22 protein-coding genes and 1 pseudogene are annotated in these 22636 nt (G+C 38.3%); 13 read left to right on the top strand and 10 right to left on the bottom strand.

Annotated elements, in window-relative coordinates; all coding sequences use genetic code 11:
* The first annotated feature begins 5 nt into the window (after positions 1 to 5).
* The 7 genes and pseudogenes from FKZ43_RS04255 (at position 6) to FKZ43_RS04225 (ending at position 7780) form a co-directional block, all read left to right on the top strand.
* The gene (locus FKZ43_RS04255) at positions 6 to 1475 is read left to right on the top strand and encodes a sodium:solute symporter (RefSeq protein WP_140944642.1); all 1470 of its coding nucleotides are present in this window, start codon (positions 6 to 8) and stop codon (positions 1473 to 1475) included.
* 57 nt (positions 1476 to 1532) lie between these two features.
* Positions 1533 to 3086, top strand: coding sequence for an L-glutamate gamma-semialdehyde dehydrogenase (pruA, locus tag FKZ43_RS04250; protein WP_140944641.1), 1554 nt, complete (start codon positions 1533 to 1535; stop codon positions 3084 to 3086).
* Positions 3087 to 3099: 13 nt separating this feature from the next.
* On the top strand, positions 3100 to 3594 hold the full coding sequence (locus tag FKZ43_RS04245; protein WP_140944640.1) for a hypothetical protein: 495 nt from the start codon (positions 3100 to 3102) through the stop codon (positions 3592 to 3594).
* A 23-nt stretch (positions 3595 to 3617) separates the two neighbouring features.
* Positions 3618 to 4794 (top strand): annotated as a pseudogene (sucC, locus tag FKZ43_RS04240) (ADP-forming succinate--CoA ligase subunit beta).
* Positions 4795 to 4847: 53 nt separating this feature from the next.
* On the top strand, positions 4848 to 5507 hold the full coding sequence (rpiB, locus tag FKZ43_RS04235) for a ribose 5-phosphate isomerase B (RefSeq protein ID WP_140944639.1): 660 nt from the start codon (positions 4848 to 4850) through the stop codon (positions 5505 to 5507).
* A 1-nt stretch (position 5508) separates the two neighbouring features.
* Positions 5509 to 7167, top strand: coding sequence for an acyl-CoA carboxylase subunit beta (locus tag FKZ43_RS04230; RefSeq protein WP_140944638.1), 1659 nt, complete (start codon positions 5509 to 5511; stop codon positions 7165 to 7167).
* Entirely contained in the window at positions 7145 to 7780 is a 636-nt protein-coding gene (locus tag FKZ43_RS04225) for a hypothetical protein (protein ID WP_140944637.1), read from the top strand. The genes FKZ43_RS04230 and FKZ43_RS04225 overlap by 23 nt, the downstream gene beginning before the upstream one ends.
* Here FKZ43_RS04225 and FKZ43_RS04220 read toward each other — a convergent pair.
* From FKZ43_RS04220 to FKZ43_RS04200, 5 genes are read right to left on the bottom strand one after another with little or no spacing between them, the layout of a single operon-like run.
* Positions 7762 to 10173: a glucosidase family protein gene (locus FKZ43_RS04220; protein ID WP_140944636.1), complete on the bottom strand. Its 2412-nt coding sequence runs from the start codon at positions 10171 to 10173 to the stop codon at positions 7762 to 7764. The genes FKZ43_RS04225 and FKZ43_RS04220 overlap by 19 nt on opposite strands.
* A complete protein-coding gene (locus FKZ43_RS04215; protein ID WP_140944635.1) occupies positions 10170 to 10733 on the bottom strand; it encodes a GNAT family N-acetyltransferase in 564 nt (187 codons plus the stop codon). The genes FKZ43_RS04220 and FKZ43_RS04215 overlap by 4 nt, the downstream gene beginning before the upstream one ends.
* Positions 10734 to 10771: 38 nt before the next feature.
* Positions 10772 to 11374 carry a 3'-5' exonuclease gene (locus tag FKZ43_RS04210; RefSeq protein ID WP_140944634.1) on the bottom strand — a complete coding sequence of 201 codons (603 nt, stop codon included), beginning with the start codon at positions 11372 to 11374 and terminating at the stop codon, positions 10772 to 10774.
* Complete coding sequence (locus FKZ43_RS04205) at positions 11375 to 12034, bottom strand: deoxynucleoside kinase (protein WP_140944633.1); 660 nt, start codon at positions 12032 to 12034, stop codon at positions 11375 to 11377.
* A gap of 19 nt (positions 12035 to 12053) precedes the next feature.
* Positions 12054 to 12908 (bottom strand): cobalamin-binding protein, encoded by an 855-nt coding sequence (locus tag FKZ43_RS04200; protein ID WP_140944632.1) that lies wholly within the window; start codon positions 12906 to 12908, stop codon positions 12054 to 12056.
* Positions 12909 to 13078: 170 nt separating this feature from the next.
* On the opposite strand from FKZ43_RS04200, the gene FKZ43_RS04195 reads away from it, so the two are divergent.
* The 3 genes from FKZ43_RS04195 (at position 13079) to FKZ43_RS04185 (ending at position 16349) form a co-directional block, all read left to right on the top strand.
* Complete coding sequence (locus tag FKZ43_RS04195; protein WP_140944631.1) at positions 13079 to 14113, top strand: DNA methyltransferase; 1035 nt, start codon at positions 13079 to 13081, stop codon at positions 14111 to 14113.
* Positions 14114 to 14361: 248 nt separating this feature from the next.
* The gene (locus FKZ43_RS04190) at positions 14362 to 15477 is read left to right on the top strand and encodes an ABC transporter ATP-binding protein (protein WP_140944630.1); all 1116 of its coding nucleotides are present in this window, start codon (positions 14362 to 14364) and stop codon (positions 15475 to 15477) included.
* Positions 15474 to 16349, top strand: coding sequence for an ABC transporter permease (locus tag FKZ43_RS04185; protein WP_235894683.1), 876 nt, complete (start codon positions 15474 to 15476; stop codon positions 16347 to 16349). Before FKZ43_RS04190 ends, FKZ43_RS04185 begins: the two co-directional genes overlap by 4 nt.
* Before the next feature lie 8 nt (positions 16350 to 16357).
* On the opposite strand, the gene purS is transcribed toward FKZ43_RS04185, so the two are convergent.
* Genes purS through FKZ43_RS04165 form a run of 4 tightly spaced genes read right to left on the bottom strand, consistent with a single transcriptional unit; the run spans position 16358 to position 18788 of the window.
* Entirely contained in the window at positions 16358 to 16597 is a 240-nt protein-coding gene (gene purS, locus FKZ43_RS04180; RefSeq protein ID WP_140944629.1) for a phosphoribosylformylglycinamidine synthase subunit PurS, read from the bottom strand.
* Positions 16598 to 16612: 15 nt separating this feature from the next.
* Complete coding sequence (gene pssA / locus FKZ43_RS04175) at positions 16613 to 17383, bottom strand: CDP-diacylglycerol--serine O-phosphatidyltransferase (protein ID WP_140944628.1); 771 nt, start codon at positions 17381 to 17383, stop codon at positions 16613 to 16615.
* Positions 17384 to 17390: 7 nt separating this feature from the next.
* Positions 17391 to 18062 carry a phosphatidylserine decarboxylase family protein gene (locus FKZ43_RS04170; RefSeq protein ID WP_140944627.1) on the bottom strand — a complete coding sequence of 224 codons (672 nt, stop codon included), beginning with the start codon at positions 18060 to 18062 and terminating at the stop codon, positions 17391 to 17393.
* Positions 18063 to 18788 (bottom strand): phosphoribosylaminoimidazolesuccinocarboxamide synthase, encoded by a 726-nt coding sequence (locus FKZ43_RS04165; RefSeq protein ID WP_140944626.1) that lies wholly within the window; start codon positions 18786 to 18788, stop codon positions 18063 to 18065.
* Between the two features lie 130 nt (positions 18789 to 18918).
* Here FKZ43_RS04165 and FKZ43_RS04160 point away from each other — a divergent pair, with 130 nt between their 5' ends.
* Both FKZ43_RS04160 and FKZ43_RS04155 read left to right on the top strand, forming a co-directional pair.
* Positions 18919 to 19155, top strand: a complete 237-nt coding sequence (locus FKZ43_RS04160) for a hypothetical protein (RefSeq protein WP_140944625.1) — start codon at positions 18919 to 18921, stop codon at positions 19153 to 19155.
* An 83-nt stretch (positions 19156 to 19238) separates the two neighbouring features.
* A complete protein-coding gene (locus FKZ43_RS04155; RefSeq protein ID WP_140944624.1) occupies positions 19239 to 20264 on the top strand; it encodes an alcohol dehydrogenase catalytic domain-containing protein in 1026 nt (341 codons plus the stop codon).
* Here FKZ43_RS04155 and FKZ43_RS04150 read toward each other — a convergent pair.
* Positions 20261 to 21883 carry an Ig-like domain-containing domain gene (locus tag FKZ43_RS04150; protein ID WP_181180251.1) on the bottom strand — a complete coding sequence of 541 codons (1623 nt, stop codon included), beginning with the start codon at positions 21881 to 21883 and terminating at the stop codon, positions 20261 to 20263. The two genes, FKZ43_RS04155 and FKZ43_RS04150, sit on opposite strands and share 4 nt — an antisense overlap.
* 67 nt (positions 21884 to 21950) lie before the next feature.
* Between FKZ43_RS04150 and FKZ43_RS04145 the strand changes: the two genes are divergently transcribed.
* Positions 21951 to 22301: a DF family (seleno)protein gene (locus FKZ43_RS04145; RefSeq protein ID WP_140944622.1), complete on the top strand. Its 351-nt coding sequence runs from the start codon at positions 21951 to 21953 to the stop codon at positions 22299 to 22301.
* Positions 22302 to 22636: the final 335 nt, after the last annotated feature.

Below are 22636 nucleotides of genomic sequence, written 5' to 3'. Positions count from 1 at the left end.
CGCTGATGAAATTTGGCTTGATTGATTGGTTGATAGTTGTTCTTTATCTTATCGGGGTTGCCATCTTTGGCATAATTTCAGGGGGGAAACAAAGGAACACCTCCGATTATTTCCTTGGGGCAAGACAAGTTCCTTGGCTTGCGGTTTGTTTTGCGGTTGTTGCAACCGAAACAAGCGCATTAACTTTCCTTAGTATCCCTGGCGTTGCGTATGCGACAAATTTAAATTTTCTTCAATTGACATTTGGTTACATCCTCGGCAGAATAGTTGTAAGTTTTTTGCTTTTGCCTGCTTATTATAAAGGAGAGCTTGTCACGGCTTATCAATTTCTTGGGGTTAGGTTCGGTAGAAAAATGAGAAACTTTGCATCAATTGTTTTTATGCTGACGCGACTCGCAGCTGATGGTGTTCGGCTTTTCACAACAGCTATACCGCTTGCGATAATTTTGAAAAGTTCCGCTGAATTTTCAAACTGGTCGGAAACACAAATTTATGTGATTTCTATTGCTATTATCTCTTTCGTTACTTTCCTTTACACATTCGTTGGCGGTGTAAGAGCTGTTATTTGGATGGATGTAGTACAGATGTTTATCTATATCGGTGGGGCTATAGCTGGGATAATTATCCTTGGGATGAAAATTGATGGTGGGATTTCGCGCGTGCTTGAGTTTACGGCGGATAAATTTAAAATAATAAACCTTGGTTTTGATGTCCCTTTGAAGGATTATTTCAAACAGCCGTATACTTTATTTGCAAGTTTAATTGGTGGTGCTTTTCTTTCTATGGCTTCACATGGCGCAGATCAGCTCATCGTTCAACGCCTTTTGACAACGGATTCCCTTAAAAACAGTCAAAGAGCATTGATAACAACTGGATTTATCGTTTCCATTCAATTCTTCGTTTTCCTTTTCATAGGTTTGATGCTTTACACTTTTCATAATGGGATAGAGATGAATCCAAATGAAGTTTTCGCCGACTTTATCGTCAAGTATATGCCAAGCGGTGTTTCTGGTTTAATAATAGCGGGATTATTCGCAGCTGCTATGTCAACGCTTGCTGGCTCAATGAGCTCGCTTGCTTCTTCCGCTATGGTTGATATTTATAAGCCGTATTTTGGCAAGGATAACGATGAGAGAAAAGAGCTTTTTGTTTCAAGGGTTATAACTGCGATTTGGGCGGTTCTTTTAGTTGGGTCTGCTGTGTTTTTTATGCGCACGGAAAGAACTGTCGTTGAACTCGCTTTAAGCATCGCTTCTTTTACTTATGGTGGTTTGCTTGGGTCTTTTCTTTTGGGAGTTTTGTTTAAAAAGATTGATGAGGGAAGCGCCTTAGTCGGTTTTGTTTCTGGGGTTGTTGTGATGATTTATGTTATTTTGAATACGAAGATAGCCTGGACTTGGCACACTTTTATCGGTGCTTCCACTACGATCGTCGTTGGGAATTTGTTTTGGGTATTGAAAAACAGATTTAGTTGAATTTTGCTGAGGAAAATTTTTAAATTTTAAAAAGTGTAAAACAAATGGAGGATTGAAATGAAACTTCCGAGATTTAAAAATGAACCGTTCACCGATTTCTCAAAACCTGAGAATCGGAAAAAGATGGAAAAGGCGCTCTTAAAAGTTGAGAGCGAGCTTGGTCGTGAATATGACATTGTGATTGGAGGTGAGAGGATCAAAACGCAGGAGAAATTTTACTCTTATAATCCATCAAAGAAAGATCAAGTTGTTGGGGTTTTGCAGAAAGGGGATGCTGAACTTGCAAAGAAGGCGATTGAAGTCGCAAATGAAGCTTTCAAGGATTGGGGAATGACCAAGCCAGAATATAGGGTAAAGATAATGTTAAAAGCTGCGCAAATTTTAAGGAAGAGGAAATTTGAATTTGCTGCTTGGCAGGTTTTTGAAGTTGGTAAAAATTGGGCTGAAGCTGATGCAGATGTTGCTGAGGCGATTGATTATCTTGAATATTACAGCAGATGGATGCTTCATTATGCAGAAGGCGCTCCAGTGGTGAAATATCCAGGAGAAAAAAATGAAATGGTTTATATCCCGCTTGGGGCTGGGGCTGTGATACCACCGTGGAATTTCCCGCTTGCGATTTTGCTTGGTATGACAGTCGGTGCTCTCGTAACCGGTAATACAGTCGTTTTGAAACCCTCAAGCGATTCCCCAGTGATAGGTGCAAAGTTTTATGAGCTGATGAAAGAGGCAGGACTTCCCGATGGCGTCTTGAACTTTGTGACAGGTCCTGGGTCAACAGTTGGGGATACGCTTGTTTCTCATCCAAAGACAAGATTTGTCGCTTTCACCGGTTCAAAAGAAGTTGGAATTCATATCTATGAACTTGCTTCAAAAGTTCAACCTGGGCAGATATGGTTAAAGCGTGTTATAGCTGAGATGGGTGGGAAAGACGCGATCATAGTTGATGATGAAGCTGATATTGATTCAGCGGTGAAGGGAGTTGTTGTTTCTGCTTTCGGCTATCAAGGTCAAAAATGCTCGGCTTGTTCAAGGGCGATCGTGGTTGAAAGCGTTTATGAAAAGTTTATTGAAAAGCTCGTCGCTGAAACGGAAAAACTTGAAATTGGTCCAGCAAGGGATAATTATCCTGTTGGTCCAGTGATAAATGCAGGGGCACAACAAAAGATTTTGTCCTACATTGAAATTGGTAAATCCGAAGGGCGACTTTTAACAGGTGGTGAAGCAGTCAGACAAGATGAGGGTTACTATATAAAGCCAACGATTTTTGCCGATGTTGACCCGAAGGCAAGAATTGCACAAGAGGAAATTTTCGGTCCTGTCCTTGCTGTTATAAAAGCAAAAGATTTTGACCATGCAATTGAAATTGCAAATGATACTGAATATGGATTGACTGGCTCTGTTTATACGAAGAACAGAAAGAAAATTGAAAAGGCAAAGAAGCTTTTCCATGTCGGCAATCTTTATATCAATAGAAAATGCACTGGTGCGATAGTTGGAGTTCATCCCTTCGGTGGATTTAATATGAGCGGAACTGATTCAAAAGCTGGCGGACCGGATTATCTTTTGCTTTTCCTGCAGGGCAAGGCGATATCTGAAAAAGTTAAATAAAATTGGTTTTGTGATGAGTATACCAGTTAGTTTATACGAGAAGTTAGAGCGCAAGTTTGGTAGGGACGAGGCGTTAGAGATAGCGAGGATGATAGAGGATTTTTTTGATGAGATGAATAAGAAGGCGGGGGAGATAGCATTACAGAAAAAACTTGAATTGAAGGATGAGCTTACGAAGGAACTTGCTACAAAAGCCGACCTTATCACTGCAAGGTTAGAACTCGAAGGCGAGATTAAAAATGTCAGAGCTAATCTTGAAGCGAGAATTGAAAATGTGAGAACTGAGCTTGAGGCAAGGATTGAAAATGTAAGGGGTGAACTTGAAGCGAGAATTGAAAATGTGAGAACTGAGCTTGAGGCAAGGATTGAAAATGTAAGAATTAAACTTGAAAGCAGAATAGATCGTTTGGATTTGAAATTGAATCTTTTGATACTTCTCGTTGTGATAGTTTTGACTGTTATGAATCCCGTTGTTGCGGAGTTGCTGAAGAAATGGTTTGGTATATAATAAAAACAAAATGCACATAATAAATGAAGATTCACGAATATCAAGCAAAGGAGATTTTGAAAAAGTTTGGGGTTGCTGTTCCAAAGGGGCGTGTTGCTTTCACGCCTGAGGAAGCAGTTGAGGTTGCAAAGCAAATAGGTGGATTCGCATGGGTTGTGAAAGCACAAATTCACGCAGGTGGAAGAGGTAAAGCCGGTGGAATTAAGCTCGCTAAAAGTTATGATGAGGTCTACGAACACGCAAAAAATATGCTTGGTTCAAAACTTGTCACTTACCAAACTGGACCTGAGGGAAAAATCGTGAAAAAGGTTCTCGTTGAGGAAGCACTTGATATTCAAAAAGAACTTTATGTTGGCATCACGCTTGATCGTTCAACTTCAAGAAATGTCGTTATGGTCTCAAGCGAGGGTGGGGTTGAGATTGAACAGATTGCTATGGAAAGCCCGGAAAAAATTTTGAAGGAGTATGTTGATCCAAAGGTTGGTTTTATGCCTTATCAAGCGAGGCGACTTGCATTTGGGCTTGCACTTGAAGGGGAAGCATTTAAAAACGCTGTGAAATTTTTACTGGCACTTTACAAGGCATATGACGAAACAGATGCATCCCTTGCCGAAATTAATCCGCTCGTCTTGACAACAGATGGACAAGTTTTAGCGCTTGATGCAAAGATGAATTTTGATGATAACGCTCTTTTCAGGCATCCTGAAATAGTTGAAATGAGGGATATTGACGAGGAAGACCCACTTGAAGTTGAGGCATCAAAGTATAACCTGAATTATATCCGTTTGAATGGTAATGTCGGTTGTATGGTCAATGGTGCAGGTCTTGCTATGGCGACGATGGATTTAATTAAACTTGCTGGTGGTGAGCCGGCGAATTTCCTTGATGTCGGGGGAGGGAGCAAAAACTGAAACTGTTGAACAAGGATTTAGAATTATCTTATCTGATCCGAATGTCAAAGCAATTCTTATAAACATTTTCGGTGGCATCGTCAGGTGCGATCGCGTCGCCATGGGTGTTGTTGAAGCTGCTAAAAAAGTTGGCGTCAATGTCCCAGTTGTGGTTCGGCTTGAGGGAACAAACGCAGAAGAAGGAGCAAGGATACTGAAAGAATCCGGGCTTAATTTCATAGTCGCAAACGGTTTTAAAGACGCAGCTGAAAAAGTTGTTGGTGTTCTAAATGAGCTTGGAATAAGTTGAAAAATTTGGGGAGGTTGATTTTCCTCCCCTTTTCAAAAAAATAAATTCCGCTAATGCCAAAAAAACTTATCACTGAAAAAACAATCGTTGATCTTTTCAATCAAGGTAAAACCGAGATTGAGATTGATAAAAATACCATAGTCACTCCATCGGCTCGGGATAAAGCTTTACAGTTGAAGGTTAAATTCGTTGAACGGCGGGAATCCCAACAAAAATTTAATTATCCTCTTACACCAGAGCCAAAGGTTGGTGGTAAGAAAATCGTCGCAATTGCAAGCGACCATGCCGGATTTAAATTGAAAGAAGAGATTAAAAAATTTATCGCTGAGCTTGGATATTCAACCCTTGACCTCGGGACAAATTCAGAATCACAGGTTGATTATCCCGATTTTGCTTATGCTGTTGCTTATGCAGTTGTTTCTGGTAAAGCTTGGCGTGGTGTGATGATTGACGGAACGGGCATCGCATCTTCAATTGTCGCAAATAAAGTCCCCGGGATAAGAGCAGCTTGTTGCCACAATGAATTTACTGCACGTATCAGCAGGGAACATAACGACGCAAATGTATTAACGCTTGGTGCACGAGTCATAGGCAATGAACTTGCAAAGGAAATTGTCAAAATTTTCCTTGAGACAAATTTTGGTGGAGGAAGACACTTACAAAGATTGAACAAAATTTTTGAAATAGAACTAAAATTTTCAAAGCCAAAGTGATATGCCAAAACAGATAGGGAGTCCGATCAAAAAGGATCGGACTTTTTATGAGAACGAGGACAATATGAAAAATCTTCTGCGGATTTTAAGCGCAAAAGCTGAGCAAATCAAACTCGGCGGTGGAAGGGAAGCGATAGAAAAACATCACAAAAGGGGAAAATTGACAGCAAGGGAAAGGATTGAAAAGCTTATAGACCCGGGAAGTGAATTTCTTGAAATTGGGCTTTATGCTGGATATGGAATGTATGAAGAATACGGTGGAGCCCCGTCGGCTGGAGTTGTCGTCGGAATAGGAAAGATACACGGTCGTGATGTTGTGATAGTTGCAAATGATGCAACTGTTAAAGCAGGGGCTTGGTTTCCTATAACCTGTAAAAAGAACCTCCGCGCGCAAGAAATAGCAATGGAAAATAGAATCCCAATTGTTTACCTTGTTGATTCCGCTGGCGTTTTCCTACCGCTTCAAAGTGAAATTTTCCCCGATAAAGAGCACTTCGGGAGGATTTTCAGGAACAATGCTGTCATGTCTGCAATGGGCATACCACAGATCGCTGCTATAATGGGACCTTGCGTTGCAGGTGGTGCATATCTTCCAATTATGAGCGATGAAGCTTTGATAGTTGAAGGAACAGGGAGCGTCTTTTTAGCAGGACCTCACCTTGTTAAGGCAGCTATAGGTGAGGAAATTGATATTGAAACACTTGGTGGTGCTTCAGTCCATAGTGAAATAAGTGGCGTGACCGATTACAAGTGTAAAAATGATGAAGAAGCGATTGAAACGATAAGAAGCATAATCTCAAAACTTGGCGATGCCCCAAAAGCTGGGTTTAATAGAACTGAACCACGCCCCCCAAAGTATGACCCATACGAAATCTATGGGATAATCCCAAAGGATTTATCAAGACCTTATGATATGTATGAGGTCCTCGCAAGAATAGTTGATGACAGTGAAATTGACGAATACAAAGCTGGATATGGGAAGACATTGATTTGTGCTTACGCAAGAATTGATGGCTGGGCTGTCGGCATAGTGGCAAATCAAAGGTCAATTGTGAAGACAAAACTTGGAGAGATGCAAGTCGGCGGTGTCATATACTCTGATAGCGCAGATAAAGCAGCAAGATTCATAATGAATTGCAACCAAAAGAAGATACCGATTGTTTTCTTTCAAGATGTGACTGGATTTATGGTCGGAAGAAGAGCTGAATGGGGTGGAATAATAAAAGATGGTGCAAAGATGGTGAATGCCGTTGCAAATAGCGTTGTCCCAAAGTTTACATTTATAATTGGTAATAGCTTCGGCGCTGGAAATTACGCAATGTGTGGAAAGGCGTATGACCCAAGGTTGATTTTTGCCTGGCCAACAGCTCAAATTGCTGTCATGGGTGGAAAACAAGCAAGCGAAACACTGCTGAGCATAAAACTTTCGCAAATGGAAAGAGAAGGCAAAGTGATTACGCCAGAGGAGCAGGAAAAACTTTTAAAAGAGATCCAAGAAAGATATGAAAAGGAAATGGAACCTATCTTCGCAGCTGCGCGACTTTGGGTTGACGGTATAATTGACCCAGTTGAAACAAGAAAAATGATTTCTCGCGGAATTGAAATCGCAAACAATAACCCGTATTTGCCAAAGTTTAATGTCGGCGTTATTCAAACTTAAAGTTATTCTTCTTTTCTTCGTCCCTATGCTTAACTCCCAAACGATAAGCGACATTTTCCTTGACAATAAGTTTTTTCAAACGCACAAGTTGAGGGAATTCATAAGAAGCGATGAATTCAAGAAATTTAGAGAGAAATTCGGCGACAAGGCATCCGTTGATTTGATATATAAAAAAGCGCTTGTCCTGTCCAATTACAACATAGCAGACGCTCTACTCATCTCAGGGCTTGCAACGCTTGACCACAGGAAAATAAATTTTAAAATTCCACTTTTAGGTTTAAAAATACCGATTTTCCTAACTTCGGAAAACGAGAAAATTTTTAGGAAAAGAGTTGAAAATCTGCCAGCTTATCTATTCAGCGATACATTGAACGATAAGGATAAACTCCAACATTTTTTCTTCTCCGCATATCTTTCTTATTTGAACGGCGGGTCAAAAACAGCCGATAAAATAGGGCTTCTGATTGAAGAAGGAGAAAAGCTTGGTTTAAACTTGGTCAAAGATGAAAGAGATATACTTGCGAATAGATGTGGTCAAATATTTGGTCTTGCGCTTCATAAAAATCCGTTCGTTCTACCATCCCGATTTTTGAATCATAACTTCTCAAAGTGAATTTCAATTTCAGATTTAAATCTAAAAGCAAATTCAATTTTCAATCTTCCATCTTCAAAGACGAAATCATTCAGAGTTTTTCCGTTTATCAAAACTTTGTCAATTTTAACCCCGCTATCAAACCTCGGCTCAAAGATAACTTTGACCTCCGGCATGTCAATTTTTTCAAAGCAAAATGAAAGTATGCCGTCATCTCTGCTCATTGAAATGTTAATCCTCATATTCTTAAGCCGTAAGTTTTTCACCTTAAAGAAATCCCAAGCGTCAATCTTCGGTGAGAAAAACAATTCTTTATTAAAAGCATCAACTTCAAAGTCAAAATACTCGGATATAACATGCTCAACGAATCCAGCAATTTCTAAACCAGAGTTAACATTTAAATCAGGTGAAATCCCTGCCTTTAACTTATTTTCTTGAATTTGTTTCAACCCCTTTAATTTCTCAATTACCACCTCATCCGAGTTTACAATAGCCAACAGCAGCAACGAATTCACTGCTCTGTTGCTCATCTTTTCAATGTCCCTTTCAAAGTCAAAAAATTTCTTTATCCTGCGCCAGGTGAATTTTGCAAAAATTTTATCTTTTGATGCTCTAACATAATCCCCTGCGATTTCAACATATCTGCTCTTGACATCATCGTTGTAATCAAAAATTCCAGCGAAATAAAACATTGATGGCAATTCCCCTCTTACACTTAAAAATCTTCCGATAAATTCAAGCGTATCCCTAACTATTTCATATGCGCCAACCTTCAAAAGCGCTGAAAGGGATTTTAAAATTTCATCAACCTTGACGAGACTATCTCCAGGGTGTGGGATGAAGCAGTAACCGAGATTTTTGATCCTCTTTTCAAACTTGTTGAGCAAAGCGACACAAAAGTTAAAATTTCTTCCAAGTTTATCATCCGATGTTGAAATTTGAAGTTGCCTTCGCAATGTGTTTCTTATGGCTTTAAAATTTTCTTTAAAAACCTTGTGTGTTGATTTTAATGCAAGCTTGTATAGCTCTTTCGCTATAAAAATTGTCTGTTCGCTTGAATGTTGCGGTCTCACTTCACCAGTTATCGCGATGTTAAATGCCTTTTCAAACCCCGCCGGAATTTTATACTTTACATTTATAACCAAACCGTTTTCAATCTCAAAGTTAAATTCATCCGGTCTTTTGACGCTGCCGATGAAAATTGAAAAAAGTTCATCGTTATGAACGAAAAACGCCTTCAACTTTTCTTCAAACCCAAAAGAAAATTTTTCTATCTTGATCGGCGTTTGACTTAAAATTTCAGGTGATACCTTGATCTTGAAGCAAATTTTTATATCCTCGTTGGATGTTGACAGATAATGAAGGATCAAAATTGGCTTTTGAGGATGAGCAAAGGTCACCTCGTTAAGTTGTGCGTCTTCAAATCCAAAATGTCTATTTACGCCCTCTACCTTAAAGCACATTGAAACTCTCTCTGGTTTTAAAATTTTATCGCCACCCTCAATAAAAAATTTTATCTCGTCAATAAGCTTGAAAGGCAAAATTTTTACGTTGCTTATTTTTTCTTTTGAAACCTCTGCGAAAATGCTTTCCCCTTGGATATAGCAAGATTCAGTTTCAGTTGAAAACTCAAAACCTTTTCTTCCGATCTTCTTCTGTCCCCCTCTTAACGATTTATTTTCAATGTTAAGATTGACCTGTTGAATCCCCTTTGATAGATCCCAGTATGTTTTCGTTCCGCTTAGCTTTGATGGATTGTTAAGATATAGAATTGAGTTTAAAATCAAACGGTCAAGCTCGGGATAGAACTTATTTTCCTTTCTTGAAAAGAAAACACCCCCACCGATGCATATAGCTTTCCCCTCGCCTTCATATTCAAGTAAAATTTTTTTGTCCGTTTCAATCCCGGCTTTTGTTCGTTCAACTGCAACAACCTTCAATTTTTCTGGCGTTCGCTTATGATAAGCAACCCTCAAAAATTTTTCACCGGGCGAGAGGTAGTCCAACCAGACAGCATTGTTAAGTTTTTTAAAGATGGGATGTCCGAAAAAAGAAGCAAACCCATAAGAGACATAACCTTCAAAATCCCAAACCCCCATTTCTTCAAGATCTGGCTCAATCGGTTCAATTTCAAGTTCGTTTAAAAGTTTCAGCGCCGATAAAGTTAAAAGTAAGCCATTCCCCCTCTTTAAAAAGTTTTTCATCCATGTTTTGAACTTTTCATCCCTGACGACATCAGGCAGTTTCAAGTCCTTATCGTAATGCCACCAAATTATGTTGAACTCTTCAAGCTTTTCAAGATACAATTTTTCAATCTCAACTTTGAAGACACAGCCAAATCTCGCCCTCGCCCATTTGAAAGCTAAAACTTGTTCAACCGTTGGCTGGGGATCAATTAAGAAGGCGATCTTCATTTATTTTCCCGCGTGGAAAATTTTGAATGTAAGGCAAAATATTTCCCTCGTGTGATACAAAAGTCAATTATGTCGTAGTGTCTGCCCCTGTAATAAATCCTGTTCCTGTCCCTTCTCATCTCATCAAAGCCAAGGGACTTGAAAAGATTTATTGACCTTTCACTGAACGAGAAAACATCCGTTGCGAAAATTCTGTCAGCACCCATCTCTTCAAAAGCAAATTTTAAAATCGCCTTTACCGCATCTTTCCCATAACCCTTGCCCCAATAATTTGGCTTTCCTATAAGTATCGGGATGCAATAAATTAACTCATTTTTATCCTCAACCCCTAGTCGTTCATAATCGTTATCATGCAATAGACAAATCTCACCAATCGGTTCTGGTTTTGGTATATCAATCGCTTCAATTATAAATAAAAGTCCATTGTTTGAGAGATACTCGTAAGCCTCAAGAACCTCTTCCCAGCTGTGTTCTGCTTCGCCCTCAGCTTCAAGGACAAGGGGATCATTGTTCCATTTGAAAGCCATTTCAAGGTCATCAGGGGTGAAAGGGCGAAGCAAAGTTTTCTCGCCTTTTAATTTTATATCGTGAACCCTTATCAAGGTTGTATCTTAAATTTTTTTGACTCGTTCATTATCAAGGCGATACATTTTGCTGTTATCAGGGCATCTTCAAGTGCGTTGTGGGCTTCACCAGTGCGTTTTAAGCCGAAGTATTCAGCAATTGAATCCAAACTCAACGACTTCGGGATTGGGAGATTGTTGTTCTTTAAAATTGTGAAGTAATAAAACGCAAGTATATGTAAGTCAATCACCTTGCTTGAAAACGGCCAATCATATTTTGCTTCACGATAAGCAAAGTGTAGAAAGTTTATATCAAATGTGACGCTTTGACCGCAAAGCGTTAACTCTTTGAGAACGCCTCTTGCTGTTTCAGGTTTTTTAAGCGTCCTTAGAATCCACGACTCAAACTTTGGGATGACATCGTAAATCATAGGCGCATCCTTCAAATCGTGAAGTGAAAGTTGATGAATTCCCATCGCTGGAAGCGAAAACCTATCCTCGTGGATCGGATAAACATTTGTGAGAAATGTCCCAAGTTGATTCCAATTCTCATCAAATAAACAAGCACCAAGTTGAATTATCTCGTGATAACCGGGCTCAAGCCCAGTTGATTCAACATCAATCACAAGATATTTCATTTAAACTTGTGTCCTTTTTGTTTTTACTTCATACCCGATCTTCTCAAGCTCTTCGCTTACAATTTCAATAACCTTTTTGAAATCATCCCTGTCATTTACAAAATCTAAATCATCGGTTTCAAGAATCAAAATTTTCCCAAGATTATATCTTGCAACCCAATCTTCATAGTGCTTATTTAATCGTTCAAGATATTCCCTCGGGATGTTTTGTTCAAAACTTCTCCCACGGAGTTTTATCTGGTGCAATAGTGTATCAACATTTGCCCGAAGGTAAATTATCAGATCGGGTGGTTTTAAAAAACTCGTCATTATGTTAAAAAGCTCAACATAGTTTTTATAATCCCTTTCATCCATGTTTCCCATTTCATAAAGATTGCGCGCGAAAATTTCAGCATCTTCATAAATTGACCTGTCCTGAATTATTGAATAAGGCGAATTCACAATCTCCATGTGGTCTTTAAACCTTTTTGAGAGGAAATAAATCTGCAAATTGAAGGACCAGCGCTTCATATCTTTATAAAAATCATCAAGGTAAGGGTTATCATCAACCGATTCATAATATGCTTTCCATCCGAAGTGTTCGCTTAAAAGTTTGGTCAAGGAGGATTTCCCAGAGCCGATATTTCCAGCTACAGCGACAAATACCTTTTCCTTTTTCATCCGTGATTTGGTTTTGTTTTTAAAATTTTTTTATGAGTTGAGAAATTATCTTAACTGCAAGCACAACCCTTGGCGAGGGTCGTAAGAGTATATCAGGGTCAACTTTAAAAATTCTATTTTCATTTATCGCTTTCAAATGTTTCCACTCGGGAAAATTTCTCAAAAGTTCTTCTCTATCAATATTTGGGTCGGTCAGAATCAAAATGTCGGGATTTTCTCTCAGAATTTCCTCCCTGTTGAAAATCGGATAATTTTGATTTGAACGCCTTCCGATATTAACTCCGCCAGCCCTTTCAATTATCTCGTTTATAAATGTGTTTTTCCCAGCTGTCATTAGTGGATTCAAAGAGAGCAAAACGAAAATTTTGGGTTTATTCTTAGGTTTCTCAATCCTTTCAAGATCACTTTTTAAGCTATCAACTAAAAATTTAGCTCTTTCTTCAACTGCACAAATTTTACCTATGTCAAGCACCGTTTTGAAAATCCCGTCAAAATTTCTTGGATTTGTCACAAAAATTTTAAACCCAAGCCCCGAGAGTCGTTCAAAGCTTTCCTTTGTGTTTCCCTCAACCGTCATTATTATCAAGTCGGGTTTAAGTGAAACTATCAATTCATAATTTGGATCAATAACTCCGCCGATGATTTGTTTTTCCCTTGCCTCTGGCGGATAGTTGCAATATCTTGTCACACCGACGATTCTATCTCCAAGACCAAGGAAAAATAATGTCTCAGTTATACTTGGTGCAAGCGAAACAATTCTTTTGGGTGGATTTGAAAATTGAATTTTTCTATTTAAATCATCAACGACCTCTATCTGTGCAAATGAAACTGAAATTAAAAGTAACGAGAAAACAAGGGAAAACATCTTTTTCATCTTCAGTTTGTCCTTCAATTTTTGTTTTGAAAAATATCAAATTTAACCGAATATGTCAAATTCAATTTTTACCCTTGTCGTAAAAACTTGATTTTTCAAAAATGTCTTTATACTTTTCAGCTGAAGGTTGAATCTGCTCAATAGCAAAATTACAACGGGAACGAATAAAAATGGAACTAAAAGATTACAAAAACAGAACTTATCTTTCAGCAATTGAAGCTGCTAAATATTTGGGAATCACTGTTAGAACACTTCATAAACTTGTTAAGGATAAAATCATTAGAGCTAAAATTGCTCCAAGCGGTCAAATGCGATTTGAGCTGAACGAATTAAAGAAAGTTGAAAACAATTTTAAACACAGGGTTCAAAATGATGGGCTGGATATTGATAAAATAAATGTCATTGAAATAGCCGGGACGATTCAAAAGATTTTTGTTAAAAACTCAATGAAGATGGACGATTTGCCTGATGAAAGCGTTCATTTAGTCATTACATCGCCTCCGTATTTTAATGTGAAGATGTATTCACGAGAGCCAATAGAAGGTGACCTTGGGAATATACACGATGTTGATGAATGGTTTGAGAAAATAAGCGAGGTGTGGAAGGAGGTTTATAGGGTTTTACAACCTGGTAGAAAAGCATTTATAAACATAATGAATGTCCCAGTGAGATTGGGGAAAAGTGGCTTTAGAACTTTGAATTTGGTTGGTAGAACCATAGATATATTTGAAAAAATTGGGTTTATTTTCAAAAGAGATATTATATGGCACAAGACCAATGGCGTAAGGGCGCACTTTGGGACGTATCCTTATCCCGGGGGAATTTTAATAAACAATATGCATGAGTTTATTTTAGAATTTGAAAAACCTGAAAGGAAAGGTTTTGATAAATACGCTCACTTAACGAAGGAGCAAAAGGAGATGTCAAAATTAGATAGGGAATTTTGGGTATCAATTAAAAAAAGCGATGTTTGGCTGATGAAACCACAAGGAAGCGGAGACAGAAGAACCCACGTGGCACCATTTCCCTATGAACTACCTTATAGATTAATCAAAGCATTTAGCTATGTCGGGGAAACAGTGCTTGACCCATTCGTTGGTTCAGGGACAACTCTTTTAGCAGCAGTTGATTTAAAGCGTAATGGAATTGGCTACGAGATAAATCCTGAAATCGCTCTGGAAGCAGTCAAGAGTTTGAGAAATTAAAAATTGTGGCAAGATGTAAATTGACGATATACGCTCAACTAAACGAAAAATAGCGTGAGAGGAAAATGCTATGATAATGACCGTATGTTAATCAAGGGGATAAAAACTTGATTTTTTCTGAAAAGATTTTATATTTTTATTCCGAAAAAAATTCAAAGGAGCGCCATGACTAAAGACAGAAGAAATATCTTTGAGCTTGTCAAAGTCGGAATAATAAAACCACTAAAATTGGAGGGAACTTAGCAGAAATGGAGAAGGTTGCCTCATCCAATGAGCAAGCCCTGGTTGAAATCCAGGGCATAAGTAAATCTTTCGGGGATGTTAGGGTTCTTAACAATATCAATCTCACCATAAATAAAGGCGAGTTTTTCTCGCTGCTTGGACCCTCCGGTTGCGGTAAGACGACACTTCTTAGAATAATAGCTGGCTTTGAAAATCCCGACATTGGAAAAGTTATAATTGATGGGGTTGACTATACTAATATACCACCGTATAAACGACCTATCAATATGGTCTTCCAAAATTATGCTTTGTTTCCTCATTTAAATGTTTTTGAAAATGTTGCGTTTGGGCTTAAATATCTTAACATCAGTAAGTCAGATGTCAAAAGAAGAGTTTTTGAAGCGCTTGAAATGGTTCGCTTAAATGGACTTGAGAACAGGAAGCCATCCGAACTTAGCGGTGGGCAAAAACAAAGAGTTGCACTCGCAAGAGCGCTCGTCCTTAAACCAAAGGTTTTACTCCTTGATGAACCTCTTAATGCACTTGACCCTAAGTTGAGAAAAGAAATGCAAGTTGAATTGAAAAAGCTCCAACACGAAGTTGGAATAACATTTATCTTCGTGACCCACGACCAAGAAGAAGCACTTTCAATTTCCGACAGGATCGCCGTCATGAACTCCGGGAAAATTGAACAGGTTGGCACAGGGTATGAAATTTTTGAAAGACCAAGGACCGAATTCGTTGCGAACTTTATGGGAGCGAGAAATCTTTTCACTTGTTTCGTTAGAAAATTGAACGGACGCTTATTTGAAGTTGAGCTTTTGGAAAACCTCAAATTTAAAATCTCAATAAACAACGGATTCAATATATCCGCAAGTGAATTTAAATTCATCGTAAGACCCGAAAAAATTTTCATAAGGAAAACGCCATTGAAAAATTCATCTTTCGTTTGCGTCCCAGCTATAGTTGAGACGAAGATATATTATGGTGCTTCAACCAGCTGGATTTTGAAGGTAGATGGGTTTTCTATCTTTGTTGAAGAACAAAATCGCGATGTCAAATTTAAAGATGAGTTCTACCCCGGAGATAGAGTTTACGCAGTTTGGGAGAAAAGAAACATAGTTTTCCTTGAACCGGCGTGAAGGGGAAAATTTATCAACTGCTTCTTGTTCCATCTTTGATCGTTTTGGTGATCTTTTTCCTTTTTCCGCTTTTGATAATGTTTTATTACAGTTTCTTGCAACGCGGAGTTTATGGGGGGTTTGAACCAATTGAAAATTTAAAGGAATATATCATCTCACTCCGCTGGCTTGAAAATTATGCGAGAGCCTTTGATGAACTTTACATCCCGATTTACATTCGCTCGCTTTATATAGCCACATTGACAACTTTAATTTGCCTACTTATCGGTTATCCAGTTGCGTATTACATCGCATTTTTCGTCAAGCCGGAGAGAAAAATTCTCTATCTTTTTTTCATAATCGTTCCGCTCTGGACAAGCTTTTTGATAAGGACATACGCTTGGATTTTAATTTTGAGAGATGAGGGCTTGTTGAATTTATTTTTGATGAAGATGGGCTTGATTGACAAGCCACTTCCTTTGTTATACAACGAATTTTCCGTTTTGCTTGGTCTTGTCTATGGCGAGTTGCCGTTCATGATTTTGCCAATTTATGCATCGCTTGAGAAAATTGACATAACTTTAATTGAAGCGTCAAAAGACCTCGGCGCTGATGAATTTTCCACCTTAAAGCGCGTGATTTTACCTTTGACATTGCCAGGGATAATCGTTGGAGTTGTTATCGTCTTCATCCCAACGCTTGGTTCTTTTATCGTCTCTGACCTCCTTGGTGGGGCAAAAAGTATGCTTATCGGTAATCTCATCCAAAATCAATTTATGGTTGCAAGGGATAAACCCTTTGGCTCGGCGCTCGCTTTCGTGTTAAGTTCATTCGTGATGATTTTGCTTTATATCTATCGCAAAATTTCAGGCGGAAAGATTGAAGTGATTTGAATTTATGGCTACTCAATCGTAAACTGATACTCTTCTGTCACCGGGTTTGCAAGTAACTTTTTACAAATCTCATCAACGATTTCACTTGCTTTCTCTTTATCCTCAACATTTAACTCAATCTCAAAAAATTTCCCCGACCTTAAACTTTCAATGTTTTTGTAACCGAGCGTCTCAAGTGCATGATGTATCGTCAAACCCTGTGGGTCAAGGATTGAGTCCTTTAGCTTGATTATGACTTTCGCTTTCATAGATTTTAATTCCAATTAGATGTCAAAATCATTGAATTCATCTTCTTCTTCAGTTGATTTCGTTCCAGCAAGCCCAAGGACTGGTTTAAATGTGTTAAACAGCGATCTCAGTGCGCCGAAAATTATAAAGAGAACAAACCAAGGGAAAATTATCTTCCCGCGAGTTATTATGGCGAGGACTATGCCAAGGTAAAAATAGAGAAACTTTACAGGCGATGTTTTTAATGTTTTAAGCGAAAATTTAGGTATCGTGTCGTATTTAATTGAGCTTACCATAAGTAAGGATAGAGCTACGACCATTGGGATAAGGGCATATTTTTCAAAGTTCGGCATTCCCGTTTCTTCGTTATAGAACAAAATTATATAGGACGCCACAGTTGACGCTGAAGATGGTATAGGTAGTCCCTTGAAAAATTCCTTATCAAAGCCGACAAGTTCAACATTGAACCTCGCAAGTCGCATAGCCCCGAATATCATCAAAAGCGAGCTCAAAAATACACCTATTTCTCCGAACTCGTGAAAGTAAAATTTATAGACAAGAACTGATGGCGCAACCCCAAACGAAATCACATCCGCCAGCGAATCAAGTTCAACTCCAAACTCAGTCGCGCTCTTTGTCAGCCGAGCCATAGCCCCATCAAGCGAATCAAATATCGCAGCCAGAATTATAAACCAAGCTGACTGAATATATAAATCGCTCATCGCATACAGAATTGCAAGAAACCCCGAAAACATGTTCAAGACCGTGAACAAACTCGGGACGAAGATAAACTTGTTTCTCTTCATTATAACCTCACCTCTTAACTTTTGCAATTATTGTTTCGCCTGCTTTTACACTTTGACCCAAATTAACAAGTAATTCAACTTTACCCTTCGGCATTATCACATCAACCCTTGAACCGAACTTTATCATCCCGAATCTTTGACCCGTATTCACCTTATCTCCTTTTCTTACATCGCAGACAATTCTTCTTGCGATAAAGCCAGCAATTTGCTTGACCAAAATTTTAAAGCCGTCTTCTGTTTCAATTCCTATGATCCTTCTCTCATTATTTTCGGAAGATTTTTCATCAAATGCAACAATATACTTGCCGGGGACATATTTCAAAAATTTTACTTCACCACCTATTGGGATTCTATTCACATGGACATTTAAAGGCGACATAAATATACTTACCTGAACTGCCTCGTCAAAGATGAATTCGTTTTCAAAAAACTCCCTTATCAAAAAAACTTTCCCATCCGCTGGCGAAACTATTATGCCATCTCCATTTGGAATTTTTCGTTCCGGGTCCCTGAAAAAGAAAAGTGTAAACGAAGTTAAGGAAATTGCCAAGATGAGGAGTAGAATTCTAATCGGTGTTAATTTTATCGCAAAGGAGATAAAGATTAAGACGATGGAAATTGCAATTATCCATGCAACAGTGGAAACTCCATACTTTGCTATCAATCTGACTTTCCCCATTTAAATTGATATGCGCCTTAAAATTTCACTATAGCTTTCCTTTACATTGCCCATGTTGAAGCGAACCCTTTCAAAATCAAGCGGTTCATTCGTCTCCTTATCCCAAATTCTGCATGTCCTCGGAGATATCTCATCCCCAAGCACTATATCATCCCCAAGCACTCCAAATTCAAACCTCGCATCAACAAATTTCAAATCCCTCCGCTCAAAAAATGACCTCAATATGGCGTTTATCTTTGAAGCCATCCTCGTAATCATTGCAATTTCCTCCGGAGTGGAGATGTGCAAAGCATATACATGATATTCATTAACAAACGGATAATGCGATGTGTTGTTCTTGTAATAAAGTTCAATGACTGGCTGATCAAGGACTCTGCCTTTCTCAATCCCGAACCTATCGCAAAAATTTCCAGCTGCTATATTTCTCACGACAACTTTGATTGGAATCATATTGAGTTTGCGAACGAGCATTGAACTTTCATCAACTGGCTTTATATAGTGCGTAAGTATGTTGAAGTTGTGAAGATACTCAAATAAAATTGTTGAAATTTTATTCCTAAGTTCACCGTGTCCCTTCATCTTGAAAACCGTTCCATCTCTTAGGGTGATCGTGTCTTTAAACTTCATTATTAGACAATTTTCTTCCTCCGAGGTGTAAAACTTTTTGTTGTTTCCCTCAAATACAAGTTCAGGGGTGAAGATCTGAACCTTGTTTTTCCTTGTCATATTTTCTTGTTAAAATTTTTTGTCAAAGTAATGATAAAAAAAACGGCTCAAAAAAACAAATTATTAAACTTGACTAATTCTCGGCTTGTTAGTAAATTACATCAGAGAAAATTAAAAGATGTGAGCGCTTATGTTAGGTCAAGATGAAAAAATGCTCGTCGCAATGTTGAAGTTCCTTTTCCCGGGTGAACCTCTACCCACAGCTTTTGAGAAAGCTGAAGGGATACTTGACTTCCGCAAGAAAACAAAAAGACATGTCCTCTCGTTGATTAAAAAGTCAAAACTTGATTGGTACGGCTACGCGGTACCGTATGTTTTCGGCGGTGAATTTGAAGAAAAAAGATTTTCAAAGAACTTTGAGGACTAACCCGGGGTTGTAAATATCTTGTCAGGGTTGGAAAATTTCCCTACAATGGGTGGGATTTTTTTTAAACTAAAAATTTCATACCTGTGAAAGTTGCAAAATTATATGACTTCGGCGATATAAAGATAGAGGAAATGGAAATCCCGGATATAAATTCAGATGAGGTTCTCGTTAAAGTTAAAGCTTGCGGGGTTTGTTCAAGCGACACGATGAAATGGTATGTTAAGAAGAAAGTTCCACTTGTCATCGGACACGAGCTTTCGGGCGTCGTCGTTAAAGTTGGTGAAAATGTGGGTAAATTTAAAGTCGGTGATAGGGTCTTCATACATCATCACGCACCTTGCATGAAGTGTAGATATTGTGAACGCGGGAATTTCACAATGTGCGAAACCTGGAAAAATTCAAAGATAATACCAGGTGGAATAGCTGAATTCGTTAAAGTCCCAAATGTGAATTTACAAAATGATATGTTTAAACTTCCAGATGATGTCTCTTTTGAGGACGGGGCTTTGATTGAACCAGTGGCGTGTTCTGTAAAGGCGTTTAAAAAGGCGGGGATAAAGCAAGGGGATTATGTGGTCGTCTTGGGACTCGGTTTTATGGGACAGGTAAATGTTAAACTTGCGAAATTTTATGGTGCTGAAATCGTCATCGGAGTTGATAAAGTTAAATACCGACTTGATAAAGCAATTGAAAACGGCGCCGATTTTGTAATTGATTTCTCAAAAGAAAATGTGAAGGAGAAAGTAAGTGAATTGACAAATAAATACATGGCTGACATCGTCATCGTCGGTCCAGGGACAATTGAAGCGATAAACTCTGGTTTGGAACTTGTCGCAAAAGGTGGAAAACTTATCCTTTTTACGCCGACACCTGAAGACGCAAGATTGGAAATCAAACCATACGAAATTTACTTCAACGAAATATCAATCATACCAAGCTACTCGGCTGGTCCAGATGACACAATTGAAGCGTTAAAATTGATAAGCAATGGGATTATAAAAGCGGAAAAATTCGTCACACATAGATTTAAAATTGAAGATACAAAAAAAGCTTTTGATATAACTGCGAAAGCAGGCGATTCGCTTAAATGCGTGATTACATTTGATTAAAATTTTATATCAACATTTTCCGTTGTCCACCTCGCCCTGACCTTAACAGTATCGGGATAAAATGTGAATCTCTCGGACGGAACAAATGGAAAAACCTTGCCATAATCGTACTTACCATTCCTGTTTGAGTCAATGAAAGCGGAGATTATATATTTGCCCTGTGGTATCTGCTCAAATGCAAATTTTGAATTACATTTTGAAGTTGTGTGAAAGACCTTCTTTTTCTCCGGGTCAAAGGCAGAAATTATGACATCACTTGTTGTGTCTTCGCAAGCTATCCTACCTTCAATCGCCCCGAAATTTGAAGGATCAATTGTTTTGAAGGTTAACTTCAGCGTATCTTTGAGTTTGTTTGAGTTGATGTCGCTTAAATTGAAAACTTTGATTGTGTAAATTTCACCTGGTTTAAGTTCACTTTCAGGTTGGACTGTGATTATGTTCTGACTTTGCATGATTTTTGATTTTATCTCCTTACCGGTTGAGTCAAGGAGATTTACAATGAAATCGCCTTTTAAAATATCGTCAAAGTAAAGTTTTATCGTCGGTGTTAAACTTACATCTTCTTCGTTTTCAGATGGCATTGAAAGGATAAGAGAAGGAGCTGTTGTGTCAGGGGAAAAATTCCCGGAAATTTCAAGGGCGACGGGATTGATTTCGTTTCCCGATATGTCTGTTAATTTTGAAATTTTTAAAATGTATTTCTCACCTTGTTCAAGCTTTTCTGTTATGAGCATAAACCTTGTGCTGTCTTGAAATTGTTGAATGATAAAAGGCGTCTCCCCTTTTGAACTTTCAATTTTTATGGATTTATCTTTTAAAGTTACTTTTTCTGAAAATCTGACAATTATGTGTGAGTTGTCAATTGGGGTTATAGAGGAAACGAATGGTTTACTTGTGTCTTCAAGCGTCGTTTTAAAAATTATATTTGAAACCGATGGATTAAGCGAATCAATGACGATATCGTTCCAATAAACCCCATAATCGTCAATGGTTGGATCATAGAGGAAATTCTTTGTCTTATCGTTTATGGCGAACAATCTGTATTTGCCAAACTTTATAAATTGAAATTTAAAGCTTCCATCCTTTCCTGCTTGCGTCACATAATCTGGTTTTGTATGAATCGGTGAAAGTGTATCGGGGTTCATTCCATCAATTAAATAAGCAAAGACCATGAAGTTTTCTTTTTCCGTGAAAATTTTCCCATCAATTGAGCCAGTGTCAATTTTTTGACCGGTTGAAAATGCGATGGTGAATGATTCTTTCATTTTATTCCCAGCGTTTATATCTCTTATCTCTGCTCCAAATGTTATGACATAAGTTGTGTTTTCTTTCAGTTTTTGAGGGAAAATGATTTTAAGCTTTCTTCCGGACCATTTGTATTTGATCTCACCTTCAATATATGGCGAGATAAATATCGCATCTTGAACGGAGCGTTTATCAACATACTCGCTAAATTCCACTTCAACGAAGTTTTCTTTGAAGTTGAGGCTTCCATTTGCTGGGAATGTTTTTATTATTTGAGGTGGTGTTGTGTCAGGTGGTCCTCCAGAGGGTGGGATTTGAGTTGCGCAACCGAAAATTATCAGGATAGAAAACAGAACTGAGCCAAGGGATTTCATTTGTTTTTGATGGGATTTTTTTGAAAAATTTAAAAAATTTTTGGAGATTAAAGAAAAAAGAAAAGTCATGAAAATTCAATTTCTTTATTTTTCCGATTGTCCAAATCACGAGACAGCCAGGAAAAACTTGATGGAAGCTATATCCGAGGCGAGGATAAAACATTATGAGATTGAGGAGATAGAGATAAAAAGTGAAGAGGACGCTTTGAGGTATCGTTTCCCTGGCTCGCCAACTATTAGAGTCAACGGTGTTGATGTTGATCCAAGCTATATTGACAACGGTGATTATGGGCTTATGTGCAGGGTTTACAGGATAGGTGATAAATTTTATGGTGCTCCGACGAAGGAGATGATAAAAGAGGCGCTTGAAGATGCGAGTTTTTATGAGGGTATAAAAGAGGTTGGCGGTTGTTGTTAATTTTAAAAATGATGGCAAAAACTTTCGGGTGATCAAAAGATTAACAACACCCCTCACCCTGACCCTCTCCCGCAGAGGGAGATAGAGGAAAAAAGTTAACATCATCCCTCACCTTAACATCTTTTGTTTCCTCTCCCTTGATGGGGGAGGATAAAGGTGGGGGTGGTAGTTAAAGACACCCCTCACCCTGACCCTCTCCCGCAGGGGGAGAGGAAGGTGAAAGAAAGAAAATTTGTAAACCACGCTCCTATAATCTTACACTAGTAAAGAAAGTTCGCTGTTTTGATAAATAAATTCCCCTTTTTAAATTAATTCAGGAAAATAAATTTTAGCGC

This window comes from Candidatus Thermokryptus mobilis (assembly GCF_900070205.1).
GTDB lineage: Bacteria > Bacteroidota > Ignavibacteria > Kryptoniales > Kryptoniaceae > Kryptonium > Kryptonium mobile.
Note: the sequence above shows the minus strand (reverse complement) of the source record. Positions and strands in the feature narration are given on the sequence as shown.